Below are 21,510 nucleotides of genomic sequence, written 5' to 3'. Positions count from 1 at the left end.
ATGGCGCTGGTGCTGCGGGTGTTGCTCGTGCTGTGCGTGTTGCTCGGTGGTGCGGTACTGCTCGGTGGTGCGAGTGGTGCGGATGGGCCGGTGGTGCAGGTGTGCCGGTAGTGCGGGTGGTTCGCGGTGCAGGTGGTACGCGTACGGCGGCGCCGGGCCCGGGGGTCAGGCCGGCGAGAACAGGTGGTCGCTGATGAGCCGGGCGGCGCCGATGACTCCGGCGACGGCGCCCAACTCGCCCAGCACGATGGGGAGGTTCCCGGTGGCCAGCGGGAGCGACTGCCGGTAGACCTGGGTCCGCACGGCGGCCAGCAGGGTGTGGCCGAGGCCGGTCACCCCGCCGCCGATCACCACGAGCCCGGGGTTGAAGAAGCTGACGAGTCCGGCGATGACCTGGCCCACGCGGTTGCCGCCCTCGCGGATCAACTCGATCGCCGCGGTGTCGCCGGCCGCCGCGGCGGCGGCCACGTCGACGGCGGTGAGCGGGCCGCCGGCGGCGAACCGTTCGGCCAGCTCCGGCGAGCGTCCGCTGCGGGCCGCCTCCTCCGCGTCGCGGGCCAGCGCGGCACCGCTGAAGTGCGCTTCCAGGCAGCCCTTGTTGCCGCAGGCGCAGGCGCGGCCGTACGGGTCGACCTGGATGTGGCCGATGTCGCCGGCGCTGCCCGTGGTGCCCCGGTAGACCTCGCCGCCGACGACGATGCCGCAGCCGATGCCCGTACCGATCTTGATGCAGAGGAAGTCAGCGACGGAGCGGGCGACGCCCGCGTGCTGCTCGCCCATGGCCATCAGGTTCACGTCGTTGTCGACCATGACCGGGCAGCCGAGGTCCTGGCTGAGCGCCTCGCGGACCGGGAAGCCGTCCCAGCCGGGCATGATCGGCGGGGCGACCGGTACGCCCTCGGGGAAGCGGACGGGTCCGGGGACGCCGATCCCCGCGCCGTCGAAGCCCTCCGCGAGGCCGGTGGCCTTGAGCTTGGCCGCCATCGACAGCACCTGCTCGAAGATCGCGACCGGTCCTTCGCGGACGTCCATCGGGTGGTTGAGGTGCCCGAGCACCTCCAGCTCCGCATTGGTGACCGCGACGTCTATCGAGGTGGCACCGATGTCCACGCCGAGGAAGCGCAGCTCGGGGGCGAGCCGGATGTTGTGCGAGCGGCGCCCGCCGCGCGACGCGGCCAGTCCGTCCGCGACGACCAGTCCGGTCTCCAGCAGCCGGTCGACCTCCACGGCCAGCTTGGACCGCGACAGGTCCACCAGGTCGCCCAGTTGGGCGCGGGAGTTGGGGCCTCCGTCGCGCAGCAGCCTGAGCAGCCGCGCCTGGTGCGCGTTGGCGGGTCGAGCGGTCATGCGCCTCATTGCCCCTCCCCTCCCCTGCCATCGGCGTGGGGACCCTGGTGGCCCTGACTGATCAGGCTTTCGAGGGGAACGTAGCAGTGCTTTCACCGAGTGGGAAGAACTTGAGCGGAGTTCAGCACCAACTTTCTCCACACCCTGGACAAAGCCGGGTTGGTGCGAGGACGATCCTGCTGCTTCCCCTACTTCTTTCCCCCGGACGGATCTGCTGCGAGGAGGTCGAGCAGCCGGTCGAGGAAGACGACTTGCCCGGCCACCAGCTTCTCGCGCGCACCTGCGACGTCCACCCAGGCCACCCGGTCGATCTCCGGGAACTCCTGGATCCGGCCCGAGCGCGGCGGCCACTCCATGGTGAAGGTACCCGGTACGACCCGGTCGAGGTCCACCTCGCCCGCCAGCGCCCAGAGCGTCACCACCTTGCCGCCCGACTGACGGTTCTCCCCGAGCGCCAGCCAGGCGCCGTCGGGCGGGGCGAGGCCCAGTTCCTCCTGGAACTCACGGCGCGCCGCGGCCGTCGGCTCCTCGTCCGCCGCGTACTCCCCCTTGGGGAAGGACCACGCCCGCTCGTCGCGCTTGGCCCACAGCGGCCCGCCCATGTGTCCGATGAGGACTTCCACCTCGGCGCCGTCCCCCACGGGGACGCTGCCGCCGCCCGGGCGCCGGAACAGCACCAGGCCCGCACTCCGCTTCGCCGCCATGCGGCCAGTGTGCCGCCCGCCGCCGCCCCGCCGGGGCCGAACCGCCGGGGCCGAACCGCCGGGGCCGAACCGCCGGGCTCAGGGGCAGGCGACGACCTGTCCCCCGTACGACAGGTTCCCGCCGAAGCCGAACAGCAGCACCGGTGCGCCCTTGGGGATCTCGCCCCGCTCGACCAGCTTGGAGAAGGCGAGCGGGATCGACGCGGCCGAGGTGTTGCCGGAGTCCACGACGTCCCGCGCGACGACCGCGTTCACCGCGCCGATCCGCTCCGCGATCGGCTCGATGATCCGCAGGTTCGCCTGGTGCAGGACGACGCCCGCCAGCTCCTCGGGAGCCACCCCCGCCCGCTCGCAGACGCCGCGCGCGATCGCCGGCAGCCGGGTGGTGGCCCAGCGGTAGACCGTCTGGCCCTCCTGGGCGAACCGCGGCGGGGTCCCCTCGATGCGCACCGCGTGCCCCAGCTCCGGCACCGACCCCCACAGCACCGGCCCGATGCCCGGCCCCTCCGGGCCGCTCGCCTCCACCACCGCCGCGCCCGCGCCGTCGCCGGTCAGCACGCAGGTGGTGCGGTCGCTCCAGTCGGTGATCGCGGTCATCGCGTCCGCGCCGATGACCAGGGCCCGGGCGGCGGCACCGGCCCGTACGGCGTGGTCGGCGGTGGCCAGGGCGTGGGTGAACCCGGCGCAGACCACGTTCAGGTCCATGACGGCGGGCGAGCCCATGCCGAGCCGGGCCGCGACCCGGGCGGCCGTGTTCGGGGAGCGGTTCTCGGCGGTGGAGGTGGCGACGACCACCAGGTCGACGTCCGCCGGCGCGAGCCCGGCCGCGGCCAGGGCCTTGGCCCCGGCGTGCGCCGCCAGCTCGTCCACCGGCTCGTCCTGCGCCGACTTGTGACGGGTCCGGATGCCGACGCGGCTGCGGATCCACTCGTCGCTGGTGTCGACCAGGGCTGCCAGGTCTTCGTTGGTGAGCACTGCGGCGGGCTGGTGGTGCCCCAGGGCGACGATGCGCGAGCCGGTCATGGGCGGGGGTCCCCTTTCGAGGGCGTTCGACAGGCCCCAGTCTTGGGCCCTACCACCTGGTACGACGGCAGGTGACCCGACAGGATTACCACCTCATTTTCTGTAGCCTCACCCCAGCACCCCGCTGTCACACGGGCTCCGGGAGGTCCCGCGCGCTCCGGCGTGCCGGACAATGTCCGAACGGCGCGGGGCCGCGGGCCGCGCGCCGGCCGCCACGAGGACCAGCGAGAGAACCGGGATCGATCACCATGAGACGGGTCACCGAGCGCCGCCGCACCCTTCGCATCAGGGACGGCGCGGTCTCCGCGCGCCCGGACACCCTGGTGGCCGAGGAGCCGCTGGAGATCCGACTCAACGGCTGCCCGTTGACGATCACCATGCGCACCCCCGGCGACGACTTCGCGCTGGCCACCGGGTTCCTGGTGAGCGAGGGCGTGGTGGCAGCGGCCGATGACGTACGGCAGATCCAGTACTGCGCCGGCACCAACGACGAGGGCGTGAACACCTACAACGTGGTGGACGTACGGCTCGCGCCCGGGGTCCCGGTCCCGGACACCGGTCTGGAGCGGCACGTCTACACCACGTCGTCGTGCGGGCTGTGCGGCAAGGCGAGCCTGGACGCGGTCCGCACCACGGCGCGCTTCCCGATCGCCGACGCGCCGCCGCTGCGGATCTCCCCCGCGCTGCTCGCCGCGCTGCCCGACCGGCTGCGGGCGGCGCAGCGGGTCTTCGCGCAGACGGGCGGGCTCCACGGCGCGGCCCTCTTCGCCGAGGACGGCTCGCTGCTGGACGTGCGCGAGGACGTGGGACGGCACAACGCCGTGGACAAGTTGGTGGGCCGGGCGGTGCAGTCCGGTGGGCTGCCGCTGTCCCGGGCGATCCTGCTGGTGTCGGGGCGGGCTTCGTTCGAGTTGGCACAGAAGGCGGTGATGGCGGGGATCCCGGTGCTGGCTGCGGTGTCGGCGCCGTCGTCGCTCGCGGTGGACCTGGCCGACGAGACGGGGCTCACCCTCGTGGGCTTCCTGCGCGGGGCGAACATGAACGTGTACGCGGGCCAGCACCGCATCGACCTCGACGGGGCGCGCTGAGCCGAGCACGGTACGGACGGGCGCGCCGAGCCGGCGCGCCGGGGCCCGCGCGTAACGACCGAACCCCGGTGTCGGGGCCGTACAGATTCGGTGGAGGTTCCACCCCGCCTCAGTTACCCACCGGTCAGAAGTCCGTCCGGCCCTTCCCCTTGTGCCCGGATTTCTGCGTCTGACCTGTCGTGATGCCATTCGTCCAGGCTTTTCGAACGCTCCGGCCGGGGCTTTCGCGGTGAGGTAGCGTCGCGGCGCTGTGCGGAGCGCCACGAGGAGCAGTCCATTGCGCGAGTTCACCGTCCCCCCTCTCGACGCGCCTCCGCTGGTCGGTGGATTGGCCGACGCCGTCTTCGACCGCGCCGAGCGCGAGCCCGGGCGCGTCGCGGTCTGTCGCAAGGACGCCGGGGGCGGCTGGGACGAGGTGACCGCAGAGGGATTCCGCGACGAGGTGCTGGCCCTGGCGAAAGGGCTGATCGCGGACGGGGTGCGGTTCGGCGACCGGGTCGCGCTGATGTGCCGCACCCGCTACGAGTGGACGCTGTTCGGCTTCGCGATCTGGACGATCGGCGCCCAGTCCGTACCGATCTACCCGACGTCCTCGGCCGAGCAGGTCTGCTGGATCCTGCTCGACGCCGAGGTCTCGGCCTGCATGGTGGAGCACGAGGACCACGCGATGACCGTGGGGTCGGTGGTGGACCGGCTGCCGCTGCTCAAGCGGCTGTGGCAGTTGGACGCGGACGCGGTGGCCCGACTCGTCGACGGCGGTCGGCACATCGACGACGAGGTGGTGCACCGGCACCGGCGGGCGGTGACCCCGGACTCGACGGCCACCGTCGTCTACACCTCCGGCACCACCGGCCCGCCGAAGGGCTGTGTGATCACCCACGCCAACTTGATGTACGAGTCCGACACGGTGACCGAGCACTGGGGTCCGGTGTTCCGCTCCCGGCCCAACGAGGAGCCGTCCACCCTGCTGTTCCTGCCGCTGGCGCACGTGTACGGGCGGATGGTGGAGGTGGCGGCGGTGCGCAAGGGGGTCCGCTTCGCCCATCAGCCGGAGCTGCGGGCCCAGGAGGTGCTGACGGACCTGGCGAGCTTTCGCCCCACGTTCTTCCTGGCCGTGCCGTACGTCTTCGAGAAGATCTTCGCCGCCGCGCGGCGCCGGGCCGAGGCCGCGGGCAAGCTCGGCCCGTTCGACAAGGCGGTCGAGGTCGCGGTGCGGTACGCGGAGGCCGTGGAGCACCGGGCGTTCGGCGTCGGCCCGGGTCCGTCGACGGCGCTGCGGATGCAACACCAGTTCTTCGACCGGGCGGTGTACGGGAAGCTGCGGGCGGCGCTCGGCGGCCGGGTCCGGCACGCGATGTCCGGCGGCTCGGGCATGGACCGTCGGCTCGGGCTCTTCTTCGAAGGCGCGGGCGTCACCGTCTTCGAGGGGTACGGGCTCACCGAGACGACGGGCGCGGCCGTGGCCAATCCGCCGCGGGGCACCAAGTACGGCACGGTGGGGCGCCCGGTGCCGGGGACGTCGGTGCGGATCGCGGAGGACGGCGAGGTGTGGCTGAGTGGCCGTCAGCTCTTCGCCGGCTACCACGGGGACCCGAAGTCCACCGGTGCGGTGCTGCGGGACGGCTGGTTCGCCACCGGGGACCTCGGGGTGCTGGACGACGACGGCTACTTGACGATCACCGGGCGGAAGAAGGAGATCCTGGTGACGTCGGGGGGCAAGAGCCTGTCCCCGGTGGCGCTGGAGGAGCGGGTGCGCGCCCATCCGCTGGTGGCGCAGTGCCTCGTCGTCGGCAACGACCGGCCGTTCGTGGCGGCGCTGGTCACCATCGACCCGGAGGCGGTGGAGCACTGGTTGCGGATGCGGCACAAGCCGATGCCGCCGCCGGCCGAGTTGGTGCGCGACCCCGAGTTGGAGTCGGAGATCCGGCGCGCGGTGGTGGCGGCGAACACCGCCGTTTCGCAGGCCGAGTCGATCCGCACCTTCCGCATCCTGGCGCACCCCTTCAGCGAGGAGCACGGACTGCTCACCCCGTCGCTGAAGTTGAAGCGCCGGGCGATCGAGGAGGCGTACGCGGCGGAGGTGGACGCGCTGTATCGCTGACGGCGGCTTCGCCGTGCGGCGAACTGTGCTGCCGCGCCTGCGGCTCGTCGCGCAGTTCCTCCCCCTACGTCTAAAGGGAGTGGGGGGACCCCAGCGCCACCTGATTCGCTGCCCCGTCATTCGCCTGCGGGCTGGAGGTGGAGGTCTTTGGGGCGCTGGGGGTCCCCCCACGCCTCTGGGCGTAGGGGGCGGAACTGCGCGACAAGCCCACCACCGGCCGGTGGGGACCAACACTCCCGCAGGGAAACGGCGGCTCCGTCCACACGCGCCGCGGAGACGCACTACGCAAGCGCCGCCGCGACGAGGTCGTGCACGAAGGTGTCGTCCGCGGGCCGGTTCTCCTTGAGGCGTTCGAGGCCGCCGACGCCGAACCAGCCGTACTCCGTGTGCTTCCCGGCCTCCAGCACGGGCCGCTCCGGATCGCCGGCGACGTCCACGACGAAGTCGGCCTCGTGGCGCAGTCCTTCGCCGTCGTCGCCGGTCCAGGTGGAGACCCCGATCAGGCGCCGTACCCGCCGCAGGTGCCAGCCGGTCTCCTCCTCGACCTCCCGGGCCAGCGCCACCAGCAGGTCCTCGCCCGCTTCGACGTGGCCGCCGACGACGTCCCAGGAGTTCGGGAAGAGCCGTCGGTGGGGGCCGCGCTTCTGGGCGAAGACCTCGCCGCGCTCGTTGCGGATCAGGGCGCCGACGGCCCAGCGTTCGCCCTCCTCCGGCTGCGGCAGCTCCACGTCCGGGTCCACCGAGTAGGAGGTCAGGTCGGCGACGACGGCGGCGTGGTCGGAGGGCCAGACGTCGTCCACGGGCCGGTCGCCCGCGCGGCGCACGGCGTGCACGCGGCCGAGCCCGCCAGGCCCGGTCAGCCCCACGTGGACGTAGTCGACCCGGGAGCTGAGGGGGAAGGTGCGGGCGACGTACGGATTGGCCGCGTCCCAGGTGGCGGCGGGGGCGCCCGGCTCGGCGTGCTCCCAGGCGTCCAGCAGTACCTGCCGGCCGACGGCGGGCGCGGTGCGGTAGCCGCCGAGCAGCCGCATCTCGTCCGCGTCGGGAAGGGCGTTGTAGTCGCCGGTGAGCACGGGCGGGAAGGCGTGCCCCCGGGCGCGGCTCGCGACGAAGGAGGCGAGCGCGGTGACCTGTTCGCACCGTACGGCGGACTCGTGCGGGGCGGAGTTCAGGTGCGTGGTGAAGAACGGCAGCGCGCCGGTGGGCGCGTCCAGCAGCGCGTGCAGCACGATCCGGCCGTCGTCCTGCCCGTCGCCGGCCGGCAGCGCCAGCACCTCGCGCTCGAGGACGGGCCAGCGGCTGAGCACGGCGAGCCCGACGCCGTACGCTTCGTCGCCGGCGCGCCGGTGCCAGCGCTCGGGCCGGCGGTACGGCTCGACCGTGACGTGCATCCCGAGCCGTTCGGCGAGCCGGTTCGCCAGGCCGTCGCCGGTCTCGTCGAACCAGACTTCCTGGAGGCCGACAACGTCCGGTCGCGTCTCCTCCAGGACGCGCGCCAACGCCTCCCTCCGCCGCTCCCGGGGTCCGAAGCGCCACCACACGTTCCACGTCATCGCACGGATCACGCTCCGCACCCTGTCAGAGCCGGCCCACGGGTCCCAACCGGGTTCGCGTGATCGGGGCCCGCGGGTCGGCCGGGCCGGCTATCCGCGGTCGAGGTAGTCGAGGTTGGGTGCGCCGTTCGCGGTGGTGGCGGTGGCGCGGACGGTGTTGGTGCCCTGTTTCAGCGGGACGGTGAGGGTGGCGTCGGCCCAGCTCGTCCAGGCGCCCGTCGGGCCGAACGCACGGTTCGCGGCGACGGCGGTGCCGTTCACGACGACGTCCATCGGCCGGACCACGGCGGTGCCGTTGGCGTACCGCAGGGTGAGTGCGGCGTCCCGGGCCGTGGCGGACTCGACCGTCCACTCCACGTAGGCGCCGGCCGCGTTCGCGGTGTTCACGAAGCCGCTGCCGCTGAAGCCGCCGTGGTTGGAGTCCACGGTCGAACCGGCGCTGTAGCTGGCGCCCTCGGCCTCGTAGCGGGTGGTGGAGCCGGCCTGCGGGGTGGCGCGGATCAGTCGGGTCTCACCGGGGCGCAGGGTGGCGCTGTACGAGCCGTTCACGACGCCGCCGCTCTGGCCCGACCACAGGTCGGTGACGGCCGCGGCGCCTACGATGCCGGCCTGGGACCAGTTGACGGACACGGTCTGGTTGCCGGATGTGCCGGTGTTGAACAGGGCGATGACGTGGTCGCCGTCGGCCTCCTTCTTGTGCCAGACCTGTTGGTTGCCGGAGTTGACGAGCCGGCGGGCGGCGACGCCGTCCTGGTTGACGGCGATGAGGCGTTCGTTGCCGAGGATCGCCCGGTCGGTGGCGTTGAGGTCGGTCAGGTCGCCGCCGATGAGCAGCGGGGAGGCGGCCATGGCCCACAGGGTCATGTGGGAGCGCCGTTGGTCGGCGGTGAGGCCGATCTGGTCGCCGTTGCCGATCTGGAGGGAGTCCAGGTCGTTCCAGCCGCCGGGGCCCGCGTACTGCTGCCAGTTCGCGGCCGAAGTGAACCTTGAGGTGATCTTGGACCAGTTGGTGAGCGGGTGTCCGCTGCCGTTGGGGCCGGGGCCGCAGTAGCACTCCACGTCGCCCTGGGTGCGCCAGCTGTTGGCGAGTTGGCGCCAGGTGGGGGCGTCGGCGATGGCGAGGTTGTTGGAGAGCGCGTAGTTGATGGGGCGGCCGGTGGCGCGCAGCGCCTTGTCCCAGGCGCGGACGTCGGGGATGTCGTGGCTGCCGACGCCGTCGATCTTCAGGTAGTCCACGCCCCAGTCGGCGAACTGCTTGGCCCAGGAGTTCACGAACTCCTGGGAGCCCGGCTTGCTGTAGTCGATGTAGTACATGTTCTTGCAGTTGTAGTTCTTCTCCTGCCGGGTGGTGTCGGCGATGTCCTTGGCCCGGTAGGAGGTGCCCTCGATGGGGGTGTTGCGGGTGACGGCGTTCTTCGCGATGCCGGGGGTGACGTAGAAGCCGAACTTCAGCCCCTTGGAGTGCACGTAGTCGGCGAGGGCCTTGATCCCGGAGGGGAACTTGGCCTCGTCGATCGCCCAGCGGCCGTACTGGTCGACGACGAAGCCGTTGGCGTCGCACTTCTGGTAGAAGTCGTCGAGGTTGAGGTAAACGTAGCCCTTGTCCTTGAGTCCGCTGGAGACCAGGGCGTCGGCCTGGGCCTTCATCTTGGCCTCGGTGGGCCAGCGGCGGACGAAGCTCCAACTGGACCAGCCCATGGCGGGCCGGATGGACAGGCCGTTGTCGGAGGCGGCGGCCGGCGGCGCCTTGGCGGTGAGGCCGGCCGCGGCGAGCGGCAGCGCGAGGGCGGTGGCGAGGACGCCGCGGCCCAGGGTTTTCAGCAGGTTCACGAGGTGGCCTCCACATCGAGGCGGTCGAGGTTGGGGGCGCCGCCCGCCGTGGTGGCGGTGGTGCGGACGGTGTTGGTGCCGGCGGTCAGGGGGACGGTCAGGACGTCGTCGGTCCAGTTCGTCCACGCCCCGGTCGGTCCGAAGGGTCGGTTCGCGGCGACGACGGTGCCGTTCACCGTGACGTCCATCGGGCGGCCGGCGGTGGTGCCGTTGGCGTAGCGGAAGGCGAGCCGGGCAGGGCCGGCAGCGGTGGCGTTCACGGTCCACTCCACATATGCGCCGGCCGCGTTCGCGGTGTTCACGAAGCCGCTGCCGCTGAAGCCGCCGTGGTTGGAGTCCACGGTCGAACCGGCGCTGTGGCCGGCGTCCTCGGCCTCGTAGCGCTGCGGGGTCGGGCCGGGTCCGGTGCCGCCGCCCGCGTACGCGGTGCCGATCCACGCCTCGTCGATGCGCAGCCGCTTGTGGCGGCTGGTGTCACTGGCCGCGGCGTGGGTGTTCACGACCTCCAGTCGGACGTGGCGCGCGGTGGTGGCGGGCAGGTCGACGGTGGCCACGGCGCGCCGGCTGGGCAGGCTGCCGGTCTTGATCGGGCTGCCCCAGTTGGTGCCGTCGTCGCTGACGTACACGCGGTAGTCCTTGATGCGGGCCGACTGTTCGGTTGCGGAGCGGGCGTAGCTGACGGAGTCCTCGCGTTGGTTGAGGGCGAGGTACTGCACCCGTCGGGGCGCGCCGAGGTCGAAGCGGAGCGAGACGGGGGTGGTCTTGTCGCTGTCCCAGTAGGTGCGGTGATCGCCGTCGGCGGCTGCCTCCGCGCCGTGTCCGCCGGTGGAGGCGCTGGCGCTCATGGTGTACGTGCCGGGCGCCAGGATGCCCTCGCGGCCGGCGGTGGTGACCTTGAAGACGGTGTCGTACGGGTCCCAGTCGCCGAGTCCGGTGAGGGTGAGGGTGCCGCCGCTCTGGCTGTGCGCGACGGGTGCGCCGGTGCGCAGGTCGGTGACGGCGGTCACCCGGTAGCCGTTGTCGCGGATGCGCAGGGTGGAGGTGGTCGGCGGGGTGACGACGTGCACGTAGTGCCGGTTCGGGTCGGCCTTGGCGACGGTGGTGACGCCGTGGGCGCCGTCGTTCCAGAAGCCGGGGGTGAGTCCGCCGTGCAGGTATCCGCCGCCCTCGGTGCCGTTCAGGGACTCCCAGATGCGGTCGAGGTAGCCGTCGGCGAAGTCGTTGAAGGCTGCTTGGTTGCTCGGGAAGCGCCCGTTGACCTGGGCTGTCTCGGCCATCAGCGCCTTGACGGAGGAGCCTGCGTTGGTGACGAGGCGGCCGATGGTCAGCTTGCGGTCGACGGCCGGGTCGGAGCCGTCGTACCACCAGGCTCCGGTGGAGGGGAGCTTGAAGTCGGCTTCGATCAGCCGTGGGGCCGCCGTGTAGACCGCCTGCGGATAGTCGTACGCCGGTGACATGCCGGTCTTCTGCTCATTGCTGATCATGTCCATGATCGGCGTGTCTTCGTTGTTGTTGCTGATCGTGTAGTGCGGCCGGCGCTGGTAGACCTTGGCGTACAGGTCGTTCCGCTCCCAGTAGGCGTTGTCGTTGTCGATCCAGAACCCGGCCAGCTCCGGATAGCGCTCCATCACCTCGAAGAAGAGTTCGTAGGAGTACTCGCCGAAGCCGTCGCGGGTGGTGAGGTCGACCGAGCGGCCCTTGTACGCGGAGTACGCGGCCGAGTTCAGCCACTCCTGCCCGCCCTCGGCGTGCCACTTGGGGTCGTCGGTCATGTAGAGGATCGTCTTCAGGCCCTTGGCCTTCGCGGCTTCGACGAGCTCGCCGAGGAAGTCGCGCTGGGTGGCGCAGCTGCCGGGGATCTTGGACGGCCAGGGGCGGGCGTAGCCGAGGCGGGAGTGGAAGGTGGCCAGGACCAGGTACTGGGCGTGCAGCTTCTGGGCCTCGGCCACCCAGTAGTCGGCGTTCCAGCCGCCGGCCGTGACGTCGCGCTCCCAGGCGCTGCAACTGGAGTGCGCGGGCGCGGTCCGCAGCCCCCAGTGCAGGAACAGCCCGGAGACCGACGAGCGCAGGAAGTCCTGGCGCGGGTGCTCGACGTCGGCGCCCGCCGGGGCGGGCGCCCAGGTGAGCGCGCCGATCAGCAGCGCGCCCACCGTGAGCAGACGCGCCCAGAGGCGACGCGTCATGCCGGTCCGTCCAGATAGTCGAGGTTGGGTGCGCCCTCGGCGCCGGTGGCGGTCAGCCGCACGGTGTTGGTGCCGGCTTGGAGGGTGGCCGGCACGGTCACCGTGCGCCAGTCGGTCCAGGCGCTGGTGGTGGGGAAGGAGCGCCCCGAGGCGATGGTGACGCCGTTGACGGCGACGTCCATCGGGCGGTCGGCCGAGGTGCCGTTGGCGTAGCCGATGACGAGGTCGGCCGGTCCTGCGGCGGTGGCCGGCACGGTCCACTCCACGTAGGAGCCGGCGGCGTTGGGGGTGTTCACGAAGCCGGCGCCGCTGTATCCGGCGTGGTTGGAGTCGACCGTGGAGCCGGCGGTGTACGAGGCGCTCTCGGCCTCGTACCGCTTGGGCCCGGGCCCGGTGGGCTGGCAGTTCTCGCTGGAGCCGGACTGGCTGATCCGCAGGGCGCCGCCCGAGGTGTTGGCGCTGGCGGCGACGCAGTAGCCGGTGACGGACTGGAAGACGAGGTCAGCGGGGCTGTTGCTGCCGCGCTGGGCGGTGAAGCGTTCGAAGCGGATGCCGCTGCTGCTGTTGGCGATGATCGCCGGGCGTCCGTCGCCCGCGGCGAAGCGGACCTCGCTGTCGGTGAAGCGGACGTTCTCGGAGTTGCGGATGTACCAGCCGTAGGCGGGGCGGGTGCCGATGGAGTTGGGGTTGTAGTTGGTGGGCTGGTTGCTCGGCGGATTGGTGGACATGGTGCCGTTGCCGCCGGGCACGGTGATGTCGACGTTGTCGTAGGTGACGTTCTTGATCCGGCCGCTGCCGGACTCGCCCCACATCGTCGGCGAGAAGGAGGGCGAGACGCCGCCGGCCTTGATGTTGGTGTAGGTGATGTCGCTGATGGAGCCGACGCCCGGGTTGTTGCCGCAGCGCTTGCGCGTGCCGACCTTCTGCATGATCGGCGAGCGCACGTCCGTCATGGTGATGTCCTTGTAGCGGACGTCGGAGATCTTGGAGCCGTCCATCGACACCATGCCGAGGCCGGACTTGTTGGAGCCCTTGATGGTGATCCGTTCGAAGCGGTAGTTGGTGAAGTCGCCGCAGGTCTCGGAGCCGAACATCAGGGCGTTGCAACAGCCGGCGGAGAGGTAGGAGTCGGTGACGGTGACGTTCCCGTTGTTCAGCTTGGCGCCCAGCGCGTAGTCGCTCTTGAAGGCGAGGGCGTCGTCGTTGGCGGCGAAGTTGGCGTTGGTGATGCGTACGTTGGTGGTGTTGATGACGTTCCAGCCGTCGCGGTCCATCGCGGTGTCTATGACGAGCCGGTCTGAGACGACGTTGTCGCAGTCGTTGATCAGGGCGGCGAAGTGGCCGCCCTCGCGCAGGGTGATCCCGCTCATGGTGAGGTTGCTGCACCGGGTCAGCGAGATGATCTTGTCGGCCTCGCCGCTCTTGGGGTTGCCGGTGATCAGCGCGCCGTCCCCGTCGATGACGCCGGAGCCGACGAAGCCGATGTTGGTGAGGTTGTCGCCGTAGATCATGGCGTTGTGGAAGTGGCTGTGCCCGTAGTCCTGGTACTGGTCCCAGGGGTTGTCCTCCGGCGGGTCGTAGGTGTCCGCCGCGTTGCCGCTGATGGTGGAGCCCTGGTCCAGCTGGATCGTGACGTTGCTCTTCAGGTGGATGGTGTTCTTCGACTCGTACGTGCCGGCGGGGAAGCGCACGGTGCCGCCGCCGGCGCCGTTCGCGGCGGTGATGGCCCGGTTGATCGCACCGGTGTCGTTGGTGGAGCCGTTGCCCACGGCGCCGTAGTCGCGGACGTTGAACTCCACGGCCCGGGGGGCGGGGACCGTGACGTGGTCGCCGCCGTTCAACGCGGCGGGCGCCCGGGGGGCGGCGGCCGGCGCCGCCGGGGCGGTCGGTGCCGCGGGGAGGTTCGATGCCGCCGGGAGGGTCGGTGCGGCCGGGAGGGTCGGTGCGGCCGGGAGGGTCGGTGCGGCCGTCGCTGTCGCGGGGAGCTGGGAGACCCCCAGCACGACGGCGACGCCCAGTAACGCCGCCGCCGATCTGCGCACACTCTTCATCGTCGTCCTCCTAGACGAGCTGGTAGCCGCGCATGTTGGTCAGGAGCAGGTAGCAGTTCTGGATGGAGCCCGAACTGTCGCCGAGGGAGCGGTAGATGCCCCACTTGGGGCGGACCCGGTCGGCGAGGAAGGTGTCGACGCCGGTCTTCGTCGCGTCGAGCACGGTCTTGCCGCCGCTCTTGAGGATCCAGCGGACCGAACCGGACGTACCGTTGCCGATCTTGATCTGGAAGTCCACGTCCGTCCACTTGTCGTGGAGCGGGGCGAGGTCGGTGCGGCCGACCAGGATGTTGGGGGTGAAGACCTTCAGCTCGATGGTCTGCTTTCCGCCGTCGCGCCGCAGCGACTGCACGATGATCGGCGCCGAGCCGGCGCCCGGCTGCTTCATCTGCATGATGTGGGTGAACTTGGTCGTCGCCTTCAGCGAGGACGGGATGAACATCGAGTACGTCACCCGCCAGGTCTCGCCGCTCTTCCAGCGCAGGAACGAGTCACCGGAGCGACAGCCGGTGACCTCGTGGCGCTGGCGGTCGGTGCTGGTGTCCCGGTCCTGGGTGTGCATGGTGAAGCGGAAGTTGTCGCCCTCGGTGGTGATGTGCGGACCGTACGAGGTGTGCGAGTCGGCCCGGTCGTCCTCCAGGGTCTCGAAGGCCCGCAGCTTGTCGGTGGCTGCCGAGGGGGACCAGCGCAACTGCCACTCCGCCGCCCGCGCCGCGTCACCGGGCGCGGCGGCGGCCGGGGGCACCAGCCCGGGGAGGCCGGCCGCAGCCGCCCCGCCGATGGCCGCGCCGAGGATCGTCCTGCGTGATGCGGTCATGATCTTCACCTCACTGCCAGCTGTTCGTTCATGATGAGGAAGGCGCCGAGACCGTGGAGATCGTTGGTCCTGCGCTCGCGTCGCACGTAGTAGCCGAAGTCGCCGACGTTGGTGCCGACGGAGATCTCGGCGAGGTTCGTCCGCCCGTCGGACCCCAGCGAGATCCGGTCCAGCACGCCCTCGTAGCCGCGCTGGGCGACCTGGGCGTACCGGGCGTCCACGTAGCCCTGCTGCGCCGAACGGGACAGCGCGTAGGTGAACATGCTGGAGCACGACGTCTCGGTCCAGTTGCCGGGCTGTGCGCCCTTGTCGACGACCTGGAACCACCGGCCCGTCGCCGGGTCCTGGTAGCGCTCGATGCCGGTGGCGAGTTGGCGCAGCAGGGTCAGCAGCCGTGCCCGGCGGGGGTGGTTCGGGCCGATGGCGTCGAGGACGTTGACGAGCGCCATCGAGTACCAGCCGACGGCCCGGCACCAGTGTTCGGGGGCGAGCCCGGTCTGCGGGTTCGCCCAGGGGGCGCCCTTGGACTCGTCCCAGGCGTGCCGCAGCAGTCCGTTCGCGACCTGGAGGCGTCCGCCGTAGACCGCGAGCTGCTTGGCCGCTTCGTCGTTCGCGTAGCCGGCGTCGCCGAACTGGCGGCCGTACTCCACCAGGAACGGGTTGACCATGTAGACGCCGTCGGCCCACAGCTGGTGGCGGCGGTCGGTGGAGGTGGAGTGCCAGAAGCCGCCCTCCGCGGTGCGCGGATAGGTGTCGAGCCGGTCGCGGATCTTCTTCGCGGCCTTCTGGTAGCGCGTCTGGCCGGTCTCCTCGTGCAGAGCGACCAGCAGCCGGCCCGCCTGCATGGAGTCGAGGTTGTTGAAGTTGCGGTCCATGTTCCCGGCGGCGTCCACGAACCGGTCGACGTAGCTTTTGACGTAGCTCAGCAGCCTGGGGTCGCCGGTGCGTTGGTAGACGAGGTACTGGCCGTAGAGGTACAGCCCGACGGGGTACGACCAGCCGCCGATGGAGGTGGGGGTGTGGCGCGCCGTCGTGGACTGGACGACGGCGAGGGACCAGTCCGTGGCGCCGCTGTCCTCGCCGACGGTGAGGGAGTCGAGGTTGGGGCCGCCGAGCGCGCCGGCGGAGGTGACGCGCACGGTGTTGCGGCCGGCGACGAGGGGCGCGGTGAGCCGGCCGGTGCGCCAGGAGGTCCAGGCGCCCGTGGGGCCGAAGGCCAGGTCGTCGGCGACCTGCGTACCGTTCACGGCGACGTCGAGCGGGCGGTTGGCGCCGGTGCCGTTGGCGTAGCGCAGGGTCAGCTCGGTGGCGCCGGCCGCGGCGGCGTCCACGGTGAACTCCACGTAACCGCCGGGCACGTTGGCGAAGTTCACGAAGCCGGTGCCGGTGAACCCGGCGTGGTTGGACTCCACGGCGCCCTGGCTCACCAGGGCGTCCTCGGCCTCGTACCGTACGGGTGCCGTCGTGGGGGCGGTGGCTGCCGCGGGTGCGGTGGGTATCGCGGGTGTGGCGCTCAGCGTGCCGGCCGCGAGCGCCGCCGTGACGAGCAGGGTCGTCGATCGCCTCATGGCCCCTCCGTGCGGTAGGCGTAGCCGGGCGCGGCCAGGGCGACGGGGGCGGCCCGACCGGGGCGGGATCCGTCGGCGCTGGGTCCATCGGCGCTGGGTCCATCGGCGCGGTCGACCAGGTCGCGGACGAGCGCGTGGTCCGGGGAGCGGGAGCACGCCGGGTCCGTGCGGGCGGCGTCGCCGGTCAGGGCGTACGCCTGGCAGCGGCAGCCGCCGAAGTCCTTGGTGCGCAGCTCGCAGCTGCGGCACGGCTCCTGCATCCAGGACTCCCCGCGGTACGTGTTGAACGCCTTGGACTCGTACCAGATCCAGTGCAGGGAGCGGTCCTTGACGTTCGGTGCGTCGAGGCCGGGGAGGGCGGCGGCGGCCGGGCAGGGGTGGACCGTGCCGTCGGGGGCGACCGTGAGGGAGAGGGCGCCCCAGCCGCCCATGCAGGGCTTCGCCGTGCCGTCGACGTAGTCGGGCACCACCCAGACGAGCTCCAGCCGCCCTTGGAGGGTCCGTCGCCAGCGTTCGACGGACGCGCGGGCGGCGGCGACCTGGCGGCGGGCGGGGAGCAGGGCGTCGCGGTTGCGCAGCGCCCAACCGTAGAACTGCGTGTTGGCGAGTTCAAGGCGCTGCGCGCCCCAGTCCAGGGCGAGTTCCACGAGGGCGTCGAGGGCATCGAGGTTGTCGCGGTGCAGGACGACGTTGAGGCCGAGCGGGAGCCCTGCGGCGCGGACGAGTCCGGCCGCGCGCTCCTTGGCGCGCAACGCGCGGGCCCCGGCGATGCGCTCGGCCGCCTCGGGGTCGGTGTGCTGTACGGACAGTTGGACGCTGCGCAGTCCCGCGGCCACCAGCTCGGTCAGGCGCTGCCGTGACAGCCCCACCCCGCTGGTGACGAGCTGGGTGTGGACGCCCGCGCCGTCAGCAGCGGCGACGATCGCGGTGAGGTCGCGGCGTAACAGCGGCTCCCCACCGGACAGATGGCTCTGGACGACGCCGAGGTCAGCGGCCTGGCGGAAGACGTCGGCCCATTGCTCTGCGGTCAATTCCGCTGACCGACTAACCAGTTCGGTGGGGTTGGAGCAGTAGGCGCAGCGCAGCGGACAGCCGTGGCTCAACTCGGCGAGCAGGGCCCACGGCGGGGGTGGGGTCGGCGACGGACCCGAGGCCGGGTCCGGGTTCGGGTCCGTCATCATGTCAGCCAGCCTTCCGCGCGGACCCGGGCCAAGAAGGCGGGGACTTCGACGGCGACGGGGGCGCCCGGGTAGCGCTCGCCCAGCACGGCAACGATGTCGTCGACCCGGCGGGAGCCGTCGCACAGCCGCAGGATCATGCCGGCGTTCCCGGTCAGCACGACGACCCGTTCGGGCATCACCAGCAGGTCGACGGCGCGGACCCGGTCGTACCGCAGCACGACCGACCGGGCGAGCGCCGGCCGCCAAGAGGGGGGTGCGGCGCGGGGCGCGGCAGGGGGCGCCGGGTGCGGGCCGGCGTTCACTCGGCGCCTCCCGACGGCAGGCCGCCGCGCGCCGCTCCCCCGGCGTCCACGGCGTCGAGCAGCGCCCACAGGACGTCGCATTTGAAGCCCAGGGCGGCCACCGCGGACTCCTGTTCGCGGCGCGTGGCCGCCCATTCGACGACGAGTGCGAGCGCCTCTCGACTGTCGCGTCCGCCCTGGTCGATCCGGGTGCGGAAGTAGGCGAGCCCGTCGGCGTCGATCCACGGGTAGTGGGTTTCGAAGGCGTCGATGCGGGTCCGCATGATGGAGGGGGCGGCCAGTTCGGTGAGCGAGGCGGCGACGGCCTCCAGGGGCGGGCGCAGCCGGCAGAAGTTGACGTAGCCCTCGACCGCGAGCCGTACGCCGGGCAGCACGTCCGTGCCGGAGAGCAGTCGGGCGCGGTCGATGCCGGCTGCTTCGCCGAGCCTGAGCCAGCGCTCGATGCCGCCCTCGCCCCGCTTCGTTCCGTCGTGGTCCTGGATGCGGCGCAGCCAGGCGCGGCGCAGGTCGCTGTCGTCGAACTTGGCGAGGATCAGGGCGTCCTTGACCGGGATGTGGCGCTGGTAGTGGAAGCGGTTGAGGATCCAGCGGCGGAGTTCGTCCGGGCTCAGCGCGCCCTCGTGCATCCGGACGTTGAAGGAGTGGCGGTCGTGGTAGCGGGCGGCGGGCACGGCGCGCAGCCGTGCCGTGAACTCCACGGCGCTCCACGGCTCGTCCGTGTCCGGTCGGGGTGCGACGACAGTGCTCACAGCTCGATCACCATTCGGTCGGCGGCGACTTCCAGTCCCCAGGAGCCGAGCAGGGCGTGCTGCTGGGACTCGGGGTTTGTGAGGGGGTTGGTGTTGTTCAGGTGGGTGTAGAGGCAGCGGGCGCGCGCGGCGGCGAGCCGGCGCGCGGTGCCGAGGGGGCCGGCGATCGGGAGGTGGCCCATCTCGGTGGCGGTGCGGGTCGAGATGCCGGTGTGCCGCGGCTCGTCGTCGTCCCAGAAGGTGCCGTCGAGGATGACGCAGTCCGCCGACTCCACGGCTTCCTGGAAGGCGTCCGTCCAGACGGCGAGTGCGGGGGCGTAGAGGAGACAGCGGCCGGTGGCGGCGTCGCGCAGCTTCAGCGCGGTGACCCAGCCGTGGTCGCCGAGTCCGTCCGCGTCGGCGCCCCTCAGGTCCGTCGCGGCGGTTTCGGCGGCGTACCGGGGCCGTTTGGCGGAGACCGGGACGACGGAGACCTCCACGCCGCCGCCCGGGTGGAGGGGTTCGGGCTCGACGTCCAGTCCGCGCCAGGTGATCTTGGTGTAGGGGGCCAGGACGTCGTCGAGGTGCAGCCGGTCGGTCAGGGCGCGGCGCACCTGCGCGGTGGCCACCACACGGAACCCGTCGGCCTCCCTCAGACGGGCTATGCCGAGGGTGTGGTCGAGTTCGGCGTCCGTGAGGACGATCCCGGCGACGGGGGTGTCCCGCCGGCCGGGGCCCGGCCGCAACTCGGCGCTGTCCTCGATCTGGTCGCCGATGTCGGGCGTCGCATTGACGAGGTACCAGCGGCCCTCGTCCGCGCGGACCGCGAGCGAGGCGTGGCGGCGGCGCCGACCGGGGTGGGCGCGCGCCCCGGAGCAGCCGGGGCACGCGCAGTTCCACTGGGGCAGACCGCCGCCCGCCGCGGTGCCGAGCACCTGGAGCAGCATGGGCGGTGCTTACCGGTCGGCGTGGAGGTAGGCGGTGACTTCCAGGGCGGTGTCCACGACCTCGTAGCCAGGGGACCGCCAGTCGTCGGCGTCCGTCGTGGTGGCGGTGGTGGCGGCTGCCCGGGGGTCTTCGGTGGTCGCAGCGGTGGGGTTCATGTGTGGTGCCTGCCTTCCTGAGGGTGGGGGGTCGGTCAGGACGATCCAGCAGTTCAACACCCTGAACATCTGTTCACGTGGGCGATCGATGTTCAGCTATGTGTCATAGAGTTGCGTCTTGTTGGGACACGGTCAATGGTCCGGGCCGGGAAAGAACGAGCGGATCGAGGCGTCATCACGCCAATGTGACCGCAGGGGGCGTCACGGGTGGGGGCGCTGGGAATGCCGTCGGGCAGTTGATCGTTTTCCATGGACCTGTCCGGGCACTCGCGGCCCGCTGGCGAACGCGTGCGGGCGCAGGTGCGCCCCGCCGTGGGCGCCGCACCGCGCCCACCCGCACGGGCCGGCCACTGTAGGACTCCAACGACCAGGTAAGGACACACCCCACGTGAGCACCGTCCCCTCGATCACCCTGAACAACGGCGTCACCATGCCGCAGCTCGGCTTCGGCGTCTGGCAGGTGCCCGACGACGAGGCGACGGCCGCGGTCACCACCGCCCTGGACGCCGGGTACCGCAGCGTCGACACCGCCGCCGCGTACGAGAACGAGAGGGGCACCGGCCGTGCGCTCGCCGCCTCGGGGATCCCCCGCGAAGAGCTCTTCGTCACCACCAAGCTGTGGAACAGCGACCACGGCTACGACCGGGCCCTGCGCGCCTTCGACGCCTCGCTGGAGCGGCTCGGCCTGGAGTACGTCGACCTGTACCTGATCCACTGGCCGCTCCCCCACCGAGACGCCTACGTGGACACGTACCGGGCACTGGAGAAGGTCCTCGCCGAAGGCCGCGCCCGCGCCGTCGGCGTGTCGAACTTCCTCCCCGAGCACTTGGACCGTCTGGTCGAGGAGACGTCCGTCGTCCCCGCGGTCAACCAGATCGAGCTGCACCCCCAGTTCCAGCAGCACGAGGCGCGGGAGGCACACGCCCGGCTCGGCATCGCGACCGAGGCGTGGTCCCCGCTGGGTTCGGGCAAGGGGCTGTTGGAGGCGCCCGCGGTGGTCGCCGTGGCGCGCAAGCACGAGCGGACCCCGGCCCAGGTGGTGCTCCGCTGGCACGTCCAGTCCGGCCTGATCACCATCCCCAAGTCGGTCACCCCCTCCCGGATCAGGGAGAACCTGGCCGTGTTCGACTTCGAGTTGGACGCGGACGACCTCGCGGCCTTCGCCGCGCTCGACGAGGGCCGGCGGCTGGGCCCCGACCCGGCGACGTTCGGCTGACCGGGCGCTCCGAGACCCCGGTTGCACCGGTTCGGTTGTCGGACCCTTCTCGTACGATCGATCTTCCCGGTGTCGTCGAGCGCCGGTGGCACGGTACGAACGAGGAGTGCGGGACGTTGAGCGGGGCTTTCACACCGGGTCGCTATCTGGTGCGCAATGTCGGCAGCGGGCTGGTCCTGGAGGTGCACGGCGGAGCCAGGGGCAGCGGCGCCGTCGTCCAACAGGCGAAGGAGACCGGCGAGCCGGCCCAGCAGTGGCAGGTCGACCCCGTGCCGAACGGCAGCGGTCTCTACCACTTCGTCAACGTCGCCAGCGGCAAGCGCCTCGACGTCGCCAACGCCGCGACGGAGAACGGCACCCGCATCCAGCAGTGGCGGGCGAACAACTTCGGCGCCCAGGAGTGGATCATCGAGCAGCACCTGGACGCCCCCGGCACGGTCGCCATCGTCAGCTTCATCAGCGGGCTGCTGCTGGAGGTCGTCGACGGCTCCACGGAGGAGGGCGCGCGCCTCCAGCAGTGGGAGGACCTGGACACCCCGGCCCAACAGTGGCGGCTCGAACGGTCCCCGTGACGACGCGCCCCTTCTGGCAGCGCCGCTTCGTTAGCAGCTTGACGTAGCCGCCGTTTCCCTGGGGGAGCGTTGGTCTCCACTGGCCGGTGGTGGGCTGTTCGCGCAGTTCCGCCCCCCATGCCCTCCGGGCATGGGGGGCGGAA

Annotated in this window: 18 protein-coding genes; 4 read left to right on the top strand and 14 right to left on the bottom strand. The window is 71.7% G+C overall.

What is annotated here, in order from left to right:
- Positions 1–165 precede the first annotated feature (165 nt).
- From ABZ842_RS06670 to ABZ842_RS06660, 3 genes are all read right to left on the bottom strand, one after another.
- The gene (locus ABZ842_RS06670; RefSeq protein WP_361532756.1) at positions 166–1,347 is read right to left on the bottom strand and encodes an ROK family transcriptional regulator; all 1,182 of its coding nucleotides are present in this window, start codon (positions 1,345–1,347) and stop codon (positions 166–168) included.
- 188 nt (positions 1,348–1,535) lie between these two features.
- On the bottom strand, positions 1,536–2,051 hold the full coding sequence (locus ABZ842_RS06665; protein WP_361532753.1) for an NUDIX domain-containing protein: 516 nt from the start codon (positions 2,049–2,051) through the stop codon (positions 1,536–1,538).
- Positions 2,052–2,129: 78 nt separating this feature from the next.
- Positions 2,130–3,074, bottom strand: a complete 945-nt coding sequence (locus tag ABZ842_RS06660) for a beta-ketoacyl-ACP synthase III (protein ID WP_361532750.1) — start codon at positions 3,072–3,074, stop codon at positions 2,130–2,132.
- A 248-nt stretch (positions 3,075–3,322) separates the two neighbouring features.
- Here ABZ842_RS06660 and fdhD point away from each other — a divergent pair, with 248 nt between their 5' ends.
- Together fdhD and ABZ842_RS06650 are read left to right on the top strand one after the other, a co-directional pair.
- Positions 3,323–4,162 (top strand): formate dehydrogenase accessory sulfurtransferase FdhD, encoded by an 840-nt coding sequence (fdhD, locus tag ABZ842_RS06655; protein ID WP_361532747.1) that lies wholly within the window; start codon positions 3,323–3,325, stop codon positions 4,160–4,162.
- Between the two features lie 277 nt (positions 4,163–4,439).
- Positions 4,440–6,263 carry an AMP-dependent synthetase/ligase gene (locus ABZ842_RS06650; protein WP_361532744.1) on the top strand — a complete coding sequence of 608 codons (1,824 nt, stop codon included), beginning with the start codon at positions 4,440–4,442 and terminating at the stop codon, positions 6,261–6,263.
- Positions 6,264–6,544: 281 nt separating this feature from the next.
- On the opposite strand, the gene ABZ842_RS06645 is transcribed toward ABZ842_RS06650, so the two are convergent.
- The 11 genes from ABZ842_RS06645 to ABZ842_RS06595 form a co-directional block, all read right to left on the bottom strand.
- Positions 6,545–7,828: an endonuclease/exonuclease/phosphatase family protein gene (locus ABZ842_RS06645; RefSeq protein WP_361532741.1), complete on the bottom strand. Its 1,284-nt coding sequence runs from the start codon at positions 7,826–7,828 to the stop codon at positions 6,545–6,547.
- A 78-nt stretch (positions 7,829–7,906) separates the two neighbouring features.
- Positions 7,907–9,646: a carbohydrate-binding protein gene (locus tag ABZ842_RS06640; RefSeq protein ID WP_361532738.1), complete on the bottom strand. Its 1,740-nt coding sequence runs from the start codon at positions 9,644–9,646 to the stop codon at positions 7,907–7,909.
- On the bottom strand, positions 9,643–11,829 hold the full coding sequence (locus ABZ842_RS06635) for a discoidin domain-containing protein (RefSeq protein ID WP_361532735.1): 2,187 nt from the start codon (positions 11,827–11,829) through the stop codon (positions 9,643–9,645). Before ABZ842_RS06635 ends, ABZ842_RS06640 begins: the two co-directional genes overlap by 4 nt.
- Positions 11,826–13,880, bottom strand: coding sequence for a glycosyl hydrolase family 28 protein (locus ABZ842_RS06630; protein ID WP_361532732.1), 2,055 nt, complete (start codon positions 13,878–13,880; stop codon positions 11,826–11,828). The genes ABZ842_RS06635 and ABZ842_RS06630 overlap by 4 nt, the downstream gene beginning before the upstream one ends.
- 10 nt (positions 13,881–13,890) lie before the next feature.
- Positions 13,891–14,697: a heparin lyase I family protein gene (locus ABZ842_RS06625; protein WP_361532729.1), complete on the bottom strand. Its 807-nt coding sequence runs from the start codon at positions 14,695–14,697 to the stop codon at positions 13,891–13,893.
- A 5-nt stretch (positions 14,698–14,702) separates the two neighbouring features.
- A complete protein-coding gene (locus ABZ842_RS06620) occupies positions 14,703–16,265 on the bottom strand; it encodes a glycoside hydrolase family 88 protein (protein WP_361532726.1) in 1,563 nt (520 codons plus the stop codon).
- Entirely contained in the window at positions 16,262–17,443 is a 1,182-nt protein-coding gene (gene pqqE / locus ABZ842_RS06615; RefSeq protein WP_361533446.1) for a pyrroloquinoline quinone biosynthesis protein PqqE, read from the bottom strand. Before pqqE ends, ABZ842_RS06620 begins: the two co-directional genes overlap by 4 nt.
- Positions 17,443–17,748 carry a pyrroloquinoline quinone biosynthesis peptide chaperone PqqD gene (gene pqqD, locus ABZ842_RS06610; protein WP_361532723.1) on the bottom strand — a complete coding sequence of 102 codons (306 nt, stop codon included), beginning with the start codon at positions 17,746–17,748 and terminating at the stop codon, positions 17,443–17,445. The genes pqqE and pqqD overlap by 1 nt, the downstream gene beginning before the upstream one ends.
- Positions 17,745–18,497, bottom strand: coding sequence for a pyrroloquinoline-quinone synthase PqqC (gene pqqC / locus ABZ842_RS06605; RefSeq protein WP_361532720.1), 753 nt, complete (start codon positions 18,495–18,497; stop codon positions 17,745–17,747). The genes pqqD and pqqC overlap by 4 nt, the downstream gene beginning before the upstream one ends.
- A complete protein-coding gene (gene pqqB / locus ABZ842_RS06600; protein ID WP_361532717.1) occupies positions 18,494–19,423 on the bottom strand; it encodes a pyrroloquinoline quinone biosynthesis protein PqqB in 930 nt (309 codons plus the stop codon). Before pqqB ends, pqqC begins: the two co-directional genes overlap by 4 nt.
- 9 nt (positions 19,424–19,432) lie before the next feature.
- On the bottom strand, positions 19,433–19,579 hold the full coding sequence (locus ABZ842_RS06595) for a pyrroloquinoline quinone precursor peptide PqqA (RefSeq protein ID WP_361532714.1): 147 nt from the start codon (positions 19,577–19,579) through the stop codon (positions 19,433–19,435).
- Positions 19,580–19,967: 388 nt separating this feature from the next.
- On the opposite strand from ABZ842_RS06595, the gene ABZ842_RS06590 reads away from it, so the two are divergent.
- Together ABZ842_RS06590 and ABZ842_RS06585 are read left to right on the top strand one after the other, a co-directional pair.
- The gene (locus ABZ842_RS06590) at positions 19,968–20,795 is read left to right on the top strand and encodes an aldo/keto reductase (protein ID WP_361532711.1); all 828 of its coding nucleotides are present in this window, start codon (positions 19,968–19,970) and stop codon (positions 20,793–20,795) included.
- Between the two features lie 116 nt (positions 20,796–20,911).
- The gene (locus ABZ842_RS06585; protein WP_361532708.1) at positions 20,912–21,367 is read left to right on the top strand and encodes an RICIN domain-containing protein; all 456 of its coding nucleotides are present in this window, start codon (positions 20,912–20,914) and stop codon (positions 21,365–21,367) included.
- Positions 21,368–21,510 lie beyond the last annotated feature (143 nt).

The organism is Streptomyces sp. NPDC047315, from assembly GCF_040643215.1.
Taxonomy (GTDB): Bacteria; Actinomycetota; Actinomycetes; order Streptomycetales; family Streptomycetaceae; genus Streptomyces.
This window is presented reverse-complemented; position numbering and strand designations above follow the sequence as displayed.